General features: G+C 55.6%; 1 pseudogene. It reads right to left on the bottom strand.

Going from position 1 to position 250, the window contains the following annotated elements:
• Positions 1 to 125: 125 nt before the first annotated feature.
• Positions 126 to 250, bottom strand: a pseudogene (locus tag ACSIPU_RS31375) (EamA family transporter); the annotation flags it as partial.

The following is a 250-nucleotide window of genomic DNA, read 5'->3' as shown; positions in this document are numbered from 1 at the left end:
AAATTTTCAGCGTTGCTGGCTCCCCGTCAGCCGGATTGGGTTGCATCGCAGGGGTGTCGAAAGAGTCAACTGCGGTCCAAAGCTGTTGGACTTGGGTGAAAAGGGCGTTTATTCTTCCTATACGTCGCCAGGCCGAGAACATTGGTTCCTGTAGGCATCGGGATTGGCGGATCAAACACTAAAGCTACTGGAACGAGCAGAAGTCCTCCGGCCGCCAGTTGCCAGGCGGTAAAGGTGAGCAGAGGCACGG

This window comes from Klebsiella sp. HN106, from assembly GCF_051209435.1.
Classification (GTDB): domain Bacteria; phylum Pseudomonadota; class Gammaproteobacteria; order Enterobacterales; family Enterobacteriaceae; genus Klebsiella; species Klebsiella oxytoca.
The sequence above is the reverse complement of the archived record's forward strand: the minus strand, read 5'-3'. Positions and strand labels throughout refer to the sequence as shown.